General features: G+C 64.7%; 7 protein-coding genes. 5 read left to right on the plus strand and 2 right to left on the minus strand.

The features are described 5' to 3' along the window. Both WA983_RS06515 and aceE read right to left on the minus strand, forming a co-directional pair. Nucleotides 1-302, minus strand: a 302-nt coding sequence (locus WA983_RS06515; protein WP_424311761.1) for a biotin/lipoyl-containing protein, incomplete at its 3' end; no start/stop codon positions are given. Nucleotides 303-316: 14 nt separating this feature from the next. Then, nucleotides 317-3,028, minus strand: coding sequence for a pyruvate dehydrogenase (acetyl-transferring), homodimeric type (gene aceE / locus WA983_RS06520; protein WP_424311762.1), 2,712 nt, complete (start codon nt 3,026-3,028; stop codon nt 317-319). Between the two features lie 271 nt (nt 3,029-3,299). On the opposite strand from aceE, the gene WA983_RS06525 reads away from it, so the two are divergent. From WA983_RS06525 to WA983_RS06545, 5 genes are all read left to right on the plus strand, one after another. Beyond that, complete coding sequence (locus tag WA983_RS06525) at nt 3,300-5,054, plus strand: PAS domain-containing sensor histidine kinase (protein WP_424249053.1); 1,755 nt, start codon at nt 3,300-3,302, stop codon at nt 5,052-5,054. Beyond that, nucleotides 5,051-5,674, plus strand: coding sequence for a response regulator transcription factor (locus WA983_RS06530; RefSeq protein WP_424249051.1), 624 nt, complete (start codon nt 5,051-5,053; stop codon nt 5,672-5,674). Before WA983_RS06525 ends, WA983_RS06530 begins: the two co-directional genes overlap by 4 nt. Nucleotide 5,675: 1 nt before the next feature. Further along, nucleotides 5,676-6,530, plus strand: coding sequence for a bifunctional methylenetetrahydrofolate dehydrogenase/methenyltetrahydrofolate cyclohydrolase FolD (gene folD, locus WA983_RS06535; RefSeq protein WP_424249049.1), 855 nt, complete (start codon nt 5,676-5,678; stop codon nt 6,528-6,530). Between the two features lie 46 nt (nt 6,531-6,576). Further along, complete coding sequence (locus tag WA983_RS06540) at nt 6,577-8,664, plus strand: M3 family metallopeptidase (RefSeq protein WP_424249047.1); 2,088 nt, start codon at nt 6,577-6,579, stop codon at nt 8,662-8,664. Beyond that, nucleotides 8,661-9,118 (plus strand): SCO family protein (locus WA983_RS06545; RefSeq protein WP_424311763.1); only part of this gene is annotated, 458 nt, incomplete at its 3' end. The genes WA983_RS06540 and WA983_RS06545, both read left to right, overlap by 4 nt.

The following is a 9,118-nucleotide window of genomic DNA, read 5'->3' on the forward strand; positions in this document are numbered from 1 at the left end:
GCAGCGGCCGGAGCCGAAGCAGCGGCCGGAGCCGAAGCAGCGGGGCCGGGGGCGGCGGCGTCCGAAGCCTCGACTTCCAGGATGACCGCACCTTCGGTGACCTTGTCGCCCAGTTTGACCTTGAGCGCCTTGACCACCCCGCCCTGCGAGGCGGGGATCTCCATGGAGGCCTTGTCGGATTCGACCGTGATCAGGCTTTGTTCAGCCTCGATCGTATCGCCCACGGCCACCAGGATCTCGATCACCTCGACCGAGTCGAAGTCGCCGATGTCGGGAACCTTGATTTCCACGATATTGCTCATGTTGTTCGTCCTCCTCAGGCGTAGTGCGGATTGACCTTGTCGGCGTCAATACCGTACTTGGCAATCGCTTCGGCGCACTTCTTGATGTCGATGGTGCCTTCGTCGGCCAGGCTGCGCAGAGCGGCCAGGACCACGAAATGACGGTCGATCTCGAAGTGCTTGCGCAGTTCGGAACGGAAGTCCGAGCGGCCATAGCCGTCGGTCCCCAGGACCTTGAGAGCACGCCCGTTCGGCACGAAGGGACGGATCATGTCGCCATAGGCCTTGATGTAGTCGGTCGAAACGATGACCGGACCCTGGGTGTCCTTCAGTTGACGGGTGACGTAGGCTTCCCGGACCGGCTCGGTCGGATGCAGCAGGTTGTGGCGTTCGGCGTCCAGACCGTCGCGGCGCAGTTCCGTGAAGCTGGTCACGCTCCAGACGTCCGAAGTCACGCCCCAATCCTTTTCCAGCAGTTCCTGGGCAGCCAGGACTTCGCGCAGAATGGTGCCGGAGCCCATCAGTTGCACGTGGGTCTTCTTGGAGGGCTTGGCGCTGGATTGCAGCTTGTACATCCCCTTCAGGATGGCCGCCTCGTCGCCGGCCTTCAGGCCCGGCTGCGCGTAGTTCTCGTTCATCAACGTGATGTAGAAGAACACATCTTCCTGGTCATGCATCATGCGCTGCAGGCCGCTGCGGATGATGACGGCGACTTCGTGGGCGAAGGCCGGATCGTAAGCCACGCAATTGGGGATCAGCGAGGCCTGGATGTGGCTGTGGCCGTCCTCGTGCTGCAGGCCTTCGCCGTTCAGCGTGGTGCGGCCGGCGGTCCCCCCCAGCACGAAGCCGCGCGCCAGCATGTCGCCCGCCGCCCAGGCATGGTCGCCGAAACGCTGGAACCCGAACATCGAGTAATAGATGAAGAACGGGATCATGATGGTGTTGCTGACGGAGTACGACGTCGCCGCCGCCACCCACGAACTGAAACCACCGGCTTCGTTGATGCCTTCCTGCAGCAGTTGACCGTTTTCCGCCTCGCGGTAGTACATCACCTGGCCCTTGTCGACCGGCACGTACTTCTGGCCTTCGGGGGCGTAGATGCCGATCTGGCGGAACAGGCCTTCCATGCCGAAGGTGCGGGACTCGTCCACCAGGATGGGCACGACGCGCGGCGCCAGGTCCTTGTCGCGCAGGATCTGGTTCAGCACCCGTACGAAGGCCTGGGTGGTGGAGATTTCACGGCCCTCGGCGGTAGGCTCCAGCACGGCCTTGAAGCTCTCCAGTGCCGGCACCGGCAGGGACTGGTCTGCCTTTACGCGGCGGTGCGGCAGGTAGCCGCCCAGCGCCTTGCGGTGCTCATGCAGGTACTTCATTTCCGGTGAGTCTTCGGCCGGCTTGTAGAAGGGGATTTCCTCGACCTTGTCGTCGGGGATAGGGATATTGAAGCGGTCGCGGAATTCGCGCACCGAATCGATGTCCAGCTTCTTTTGCTGGTGGGTGGGGTTCTTGGCCTGGCCGACGTGACCCATGCCATAGCCCTTGATGGTCTTGGCCAGGATGACCGAAGGCTGGCCCTTGTGGCCGGCGGCGGCGGCAAAGGCCGCGTAGACCTTGTGCGGATCGTGGCCGCCACGGTTCAGGCGCCAGACGTCCTCGTCGCTCATGCGGCTGACCATCTCCAGCAGCTTGGGATGCTTGCCGAAGAATTTTTCGCGCACGAACTTGCCGTCGTTGGCCTTGTAGGCCTGGTATTCGCCGTCCACGGTTTCTTCCATGATGCGGCGCAGGAGACCTTCCTTGTCGCGGGCGAACAGGGGATCCCAGTACCCGCCCCAGATCAGCTTGAGCACGTTCCAGCCGTTGCCGCGGAAGGCGCCTTCGAGTTCCTGGATGATCTTGCCGTTGCCGCGCACCGGACCGTCCAGGCGCTGCAGGTTGCAGTTGACGATGAAGATCAGGTTGTCCAGCTTTTCACGCGAAGCCAGGCCGATGGCGGCCAGGGTATCGGGCTCATCGATCTCGCCGTCGCCCACGAAGACCCAGACCTTGCGCTCGGCCGTGTTGGCCAGGCCGCGGGCATGCAGGTATTTCAGGAAGCGGGCCTGATAGATGGCGAACATGGGCCCGAGCCCCATGGATACCGTGGAGAACTGCCAGAAATCCGGCATCAGTTTCGGGTGCGGGTAGGAGGACAGCCCCTTGCCCTTGCCGCCGACTTCCTGGCGGAAGTAGTTCAGGTTTTCTTCGGTCAGGCGGCCTTCGAGGAAGGCGCGCGCATACATGCCCGGGGACGAGTGGCCCTGGAAGTACACCAGGTCGCCGCCGCGGTCGGCCGATTCGGCATGCCAGAAGTGGTTCTGACCGCATTCGATCATGGTCGCCAGCGAGGCGAAGGAGGCGATGTGGCCACCCAGGCTGCCACCATCGGGGGGCTCGACCTGGTTGGCCTTGACCACCATGGCCATGGCGTTCCAGCGGATGTAGGAACGAATGCGTTCTTCCAGCACCATATTGCCCGGATGCGGAGGTTCCAGCCCCGGGGGGATGGTATTCACGTAAGCCGTGTTCAGCGAATAGGGAATGTGGGCACCGTTGCGCCGGGCCAGATCGATCAGGCGCTCGATCAGATAGTGGGCGCGCTCCGCGCCTTCTCGATCGAGCACCGCTTCCAGCGCATCGATCCATTCCTGGGTTTCCTGCTGATCGACATCCGCCGCTGCCGCGTGGACTAGGTCAAGAGAGGACATGATGTGTGTCTCCTGTGGTGTGGTTCGATGACGCGACCACACATCGCGCCAGCCTGACTAAAAGGGGATGCAAAAGGGTGCTGCGCCAGCGACACTGCAACAGAAATTCCGGGCGCGTGTGCATCCCGGGAGCCGGCACTTTCAGCCATTCTAGGAAAGAGCCTGCTTCAGCACAAGCAAAATTTCATCAGATGATATGTATTTTTATTATGTGAAAAATTGAATAGGGTTTTCGCGTCTAAAATGGCGCAATCGCGATACCCTCAAGTCCATGGCCTCTCCGAATCGCAAGTCCCTGATTCCGACGACGTTCTACGAACATGCCCGTCACAACAGCCGCCGCCTGTACTGGCTGACGCCGGCGGTCGTGCTCGTGCTCTATTTGTGCGTCATGGGTGCTTTCATCTGGTTGCAACGCCTGCAGAGCGACAGCGTGATGTTCGTCACCATCGACCAGGAAACCCGCCAGCAGCGCCTGATGATGGTGGTGTTCGCCCTGTCCCTGGTGATTGTATTCAGCCTGCTGGCGCTCTGGCGCTATACCCGCTTTCGCACCCAGGCCGAAGCCGCGCTGATCGCCGAGACCGGTTTCCGCCGGGCCATGGAAAACTCCATGTCCACGGGCATGCGCGTATTCGACATGCAGGGGCGCATCGCCTACGTGAACCCGGCCTTCTGCCGCATGATCGGCTGGAACGAAGCCGACCTGATCGGCCGCACGTCCCCCTTTCCTTATTGGCTGCCCGGGCGTCACGACCATCACCGCGACACCCTGGCCCAGTTGCTGTCGGGGCGCACCCCTAGCAGCGGCCTGGAAATCGAGGCCCAGCGGCGCGATGGTTCGCGTTTCACCGCGCGCATGTATGTTTCCCCCCTGCGCGACCCCAAGGGTGAACAGATCGGCTGGATGACCTCCATGACCGACATCACCGAACCCAAGCGCATCCGCGAGGCCCTGACCGCCGCGCACGAGCGGTTCATGACCGTGCTCGAAGGGCTGGACGACGCAATCTCGGTGGTGGCGGATACGCCCGAGGGGCTGGAACTGCTGTTTGCCAACCGCACCTACCGGCGCCTCTTCGGCGCCCAGACCGGCGGCCACGCGGAACTGCTGGGTGGACGCCTGGGCCGCTTCACCGACGAGACCATGGAATTGTTCTCGGCCACGGCCCAGCGCTGGTTCGAAGTCCACCACCGCATGCTCGCCTGGACCGATTCGCGCCGCGTGCGCCTGCAGGTGGCGCGCGACATCACCGAGCGTCGCAAGCACGAGGAAGAATCCCGCGTACAGCAGGAAAAGGCCCAGCTCACCAGCCGCCTGACCACCATGGGGGAAATGGCCTCATCCCTGGCGCACGAGTTGAATCAGCCGCTGACGGCCATCAGCAACTACAATATGGCGGCCGTAGCGATGATCAAGTCGGGCAAGGCCTCGACCGAATCCCTGCTTCAGGCCCTTGAAAAGGCCTCCCAGCAGGCCGAACGCGCCGGCAAGATCATCAGCCGCATCCGCGAATTCGTGAAGCGCAGCGAACCCCGCCGCCAGGCGGTGGGCCTGGGCCGGATCGTGGAAAACGCCGTCAGCTTCGCCGACATCGACGCCCGCAAGCGCCGCATCGAGATCATCCAGGATCTGCCCGATCCCATGCCCGAAGTTCTGGCCGACCCCATCCTGATCGAACAGGTGCTGCTGAACCTGCTGAAAAACGGTGTCGAAGCCATGGAACACAGCGAATACCGCAGCCTGCACGTCCGCATCACCGACCAGCATCCCCAGGTCGAGATCGCCGTCATCGATCGCGGCCACGGCCTGCGCAATCCCGAACGGCTGTTCGAACCCTTCTACAGCACCAAGTCCGAAGGCCTGGGCATGGGCCTGAACATCTGCCGCACCATCATCGAGTCGCACCACGGACGCCTGTGGGCCAGCGCCAATCCGGAAGGTGGAACCATCTTTCGCGTTACCCTGCAAAAAGCCCCGTCCGGCCCTCAGAACACAGAATTCACGGAGGAACAGCACGCATGAGCGATACCCAAATCCCCAGCACCATCTTTATCGTCGACGACGATGAGGCAGTCCGCGACTCCCTGCGCTGGCTGCTCGAAGCCAACGGCTATGCGGTGCGCAGCTTCGCCAGCGCCGAAGAATTCCTTGCCACCTATGATCCTGAACAGGTTGGCGTCCTGATCGCCGACATCCGCATGCCCGGCATGAGCGGTCTGGAACTGCAAGAAGCCCTGATCGCCCGCAAGGCCCCGCTGCCCATCGTCTTCATCACCGGCCACGGCGACGTGCCGATGGCGGTCTCCACCATGAAAAAGGGTGCCGTCGATTTCCTGGAAAAGCCCTTCAACGAGGCCGATCTGCGCGTGTTGGTGGCCGGCATGCTGGAACAGGCCCAGGAACGCTCGCGCGAAGCCCACGCCCAGCGTGACCAGCAGGCGGTGCTCAGCCGTCTGACTGCCCGCGAGCAGCAGGTGCTGGAACGCATCGTGGCCGGGCGTCTGAACAAACAGATCGCCGGCGATCTGAACATCAGCATCAAGACCGTCGAAGCCCACCGCGCCAACATCATGGAAAAGCTCGAGGTCACCACGGTGGCGGATCTGATGAAAATCGCCCTGACCCGCGCCGAGGAAGCCTGACATGAGTGCCCGTTTGATCGACGGTAAGGCCCTGTCCGCCCAGGTGCGCGGCGAAGTCGCCGAACGCGTGCGCGCGCTCAAGACCCAGGGCATCACGCCCGGACTGGCGGTCGTGCTGGTCGGCGAAGACCCGGCTTCGCAGGTCTATGTCCGCAACAAGGCCGCCGCCTGCACCGCCGCCGGCATGCATTCGCGCGTCATCCCGCTGGGTGCCGACACGCCCGAAGGCGAACTGCTGGACGTGATCGAGACGCTGAACGCCGATCCGGCCATTCACGGCATTCTGGTGCAATTGCCCCTGCCCGGCCATATCGACACCGGCCTGGTCATCGAGACCATCAGCGCCGCCAAGGATGTGGACGGCTTTCACGTCAGCAACGCCGGTCTGCTGATGACCGGCCGGCCGCTGTTCCGCCCCTGCACGCCGTACGGCGTGATGAAGATGCTGGCATCGGAAGCCGTCCCGCTGCGCGGCGCCGAGGCCGTGATCGTGGGCGCCAGCAACATCGTCGGCAAACCCATGGCCATGTTGCTGCTGGCGGCGGGCGCCACCGTGACACTGTGCAATTCCAAGACCCGCGACCTGGGCACCCAGACCCGCCGGGCCGACGTGCTGGTGGTGGCCACGGGCCGGCCCGGCATCGTCACCGGCGACATGGTCAAGCCTGGCGCCGTGGTGATCGACGTGGGCATCAACCGGCTCGAATCCGGCAAGCTCGTCGGCGACGTGGACTTCGATTCGGCCGCCGCCGTCGCCTCTGCAATCACCCCCGTACCCGGCGGCGTAGGCCCCATGACCATCGCCATGCTGCTGGTCAACACCACCGAAGCCGCCGAGCGCACGCTGCAAGTGTGACGCCGCAGGCTTGAACAATGGGGGCTTCGCCCCCATCTGAGTACGCATGAACAGCACCCGCATCGCCGGCAATCCCCTCCTCGTTCCGGCCGAGGCATTCGTGGACTACGACGCCGTCCGACCCGAACACATCGAGCCCGCCGTGCGCGAGCTGATCGAGGCTTCGCGCGCCGCGATCGAGGCCGCCGCCGCATGCGCGGACGCGCCCGACTGGGACAATCTGGTCGAGGCCATCGAGGACCCGTCCGAACGCCTGCACCGCGCCTGGTCGATCGCCGGGCATCTGAACAGCGTGGTCAACACGCCGGACCTGCGCGCCGCCTACAACGCCTGCCTGCCCCTGATGAGCGAGTTTTCCACCTGGGTGGGACTGCACCGCGGCCTGTACGAACGTTACTGCACGCTGGCGGCAAGCCCCGCCTTCGCCGCGCTGTCGCCGACCCGCCGTCGCATCATCGAACTGGCGCTGCGCGATTTCCGCCTGAGCGGGGTCGAACTGGAGGGCGCCGCGCGCGAGACTTACGCCCGCAACGCGGATCTGCAGGCCCAGGTGTCGCAGAAGTTCTCGGAAAATGTGCTCGACGCCACCGATGGCTGGTCCCTGACGATCACCGACGAGACCCGTCTGCAGGGCTTGCCACCGGACGTGATTGCCGCAGCCGCCCAGGCAGCCCGGACGGCAGGCGAATCCGGCTGGAAACTGAGCCTGCACATGCCCTGCTACCTGCCGGTCATGCTGCACGCCCGTGATCGCGAATTGCGCCAGACGCTGTATCGCGCGCACGCCACGCGGGCCTCGGACCAGGGTGACCCGGCCTTCGACAACTCCGAGTCCATCGAATCCCTGCTGGCCCTGCGGGCCGAAGAAGCCACCCTGCTGGGCCATGCCGATTTCGCCAGCCTGCGCCTGGAAACCCGCATGGCCGACAGCGCCAGCCAGGTGCTGGACTTCCTGCGCGAACTGGCCGCCCGGGCCCGGCCGAGCGCTGCGCGCGATCTGGACGAACTGCGCGACTTCGCCGCCCGCGAGCTCCAACTGGACCCGCTGGAGCCCTGGGACATCGCCTACGCATCCGAACGCCTGCGCGAAAGCCGCTACGCTTATTCCGACGAGGAACTGCGCCCCTACTTCACTGAATCCCGCGTGCTCGACGGCCTGTTCCAGGTGATCCACACCCTGTTCGGCGTGCGCCTGGAGGCCACCGCCGCACCCGCCTGGCACGCCGACGCCCGTATCTACCGGGTGCTGGACGCGCAGGACCGCGAACTGGGCCGTCTGGGCATCGACCTGTACGCCCGCACCGGCAAGCAGGGTGGCGCCTGGGTGGACAGCGAACGCAGCCGCCGCGTGCATGCCGGACGACTGCACACGCCGCTGGCCTGGCTGACCTGCAATTTCCCCGCGCCGCAGGACGGCCGCGAGGCGCTGCTGTCGCACGACGACGTCATCACCCTGTTCCACGAAAGCGGCCACGCCATGCACACGCTGCTTTCGCGCGTGGACGAACCGGGCGCGGCGGCCTTTGCCGCCGTCGAATGGGACGCCATCGAACTGCCTTCGCAGTTCATGGAAAATTTCTGCTGGGAATGGGATGTGCTGCAATCCCTGACCCGCCACGTGGACAGCGGCGAGCCCCTGCCCCGCGACCTGTACGACCGCATGATCGCCGCGCGCAATTTCCAGAGCGGCCTGCAGACCCTGCGCCAGGTGGAGTTCTCCCTGTTCGACATGTTGATCCACACTCGCGCCAGCGGCCTGTCGATCAGCGAGGTCCTGGATACCCTGGATCAGGTCCGCCAGGAAGTCGCGCTGCTGATCCCGCCCGCCTGGCATCGCTTTCCGCATGCCTTCTCGCATCTGTTCGCAGGGGGCTATGGCGCCGGCTACTACAGCTACAAGTGGGCCGAAGTCCTGTCGGCCGACGCCTTCGCCGCCTTCGAGGAACAGGCCAGGCCAGGTCCGGACGGGGCGCGCGACGTGTTCGATCCGGTCACCAGCCGCCGTTATCTGGACGAGATCATCGCCGTCGGTGGTTCGCGCCCGGCGGCAGAGTCCTTCCGCGCATTTCGGGGCCGCGATCCGAGCATCGACGCCTTGCTGCGGCATAGCGGACTGCTGGAAGAAAACGCATGACTCCGATCCGACGCCTGTTGACAGGACTGCTGTTGTGGCTAGCTGGCACGAGCCTGGCTCTGGCCGCCGTCCACCCGGTGCGCGGCTTCCTGCCGGATCTGAAATTTTCCCTGCAGGGGGCGGGCGGCGCGGCCGTCACGCAGCAGGCCTTCGCCGGCAAGGTGGTGCTGATGTTCTTCGGCTACGCCAGTTGCCCGGACATCTGCCCCACGACCATGGCACAACTGGCCCAGGTGACCGAAGCCCTGGGGCCCAAAGCCGATCAGGTCCGCATCCTGTTCGTCAGCGTCGATCCCCACCGGGACACGCCCGACATCCTGCAGGCGTACGTGGATCAGTTCGACCCCCATGCCATCGGCCTGACAGGCGACGAGAAGGCCATTGCGGCGCTGGCCCGGCGCTACCGGGTTGCCTACCAGATCGAGCGCCCCGATCCGAAGCACCCGGACGCCCC

It is taken from the genome of Castellaniella sp. (assembly GCF_049650445.1).
Classification (GTDB): Bacteria; Pseudomonadota; Gammaproteobacteria; order Burkholderiales; family Burkholderiaceae_B; genus Castellaniella.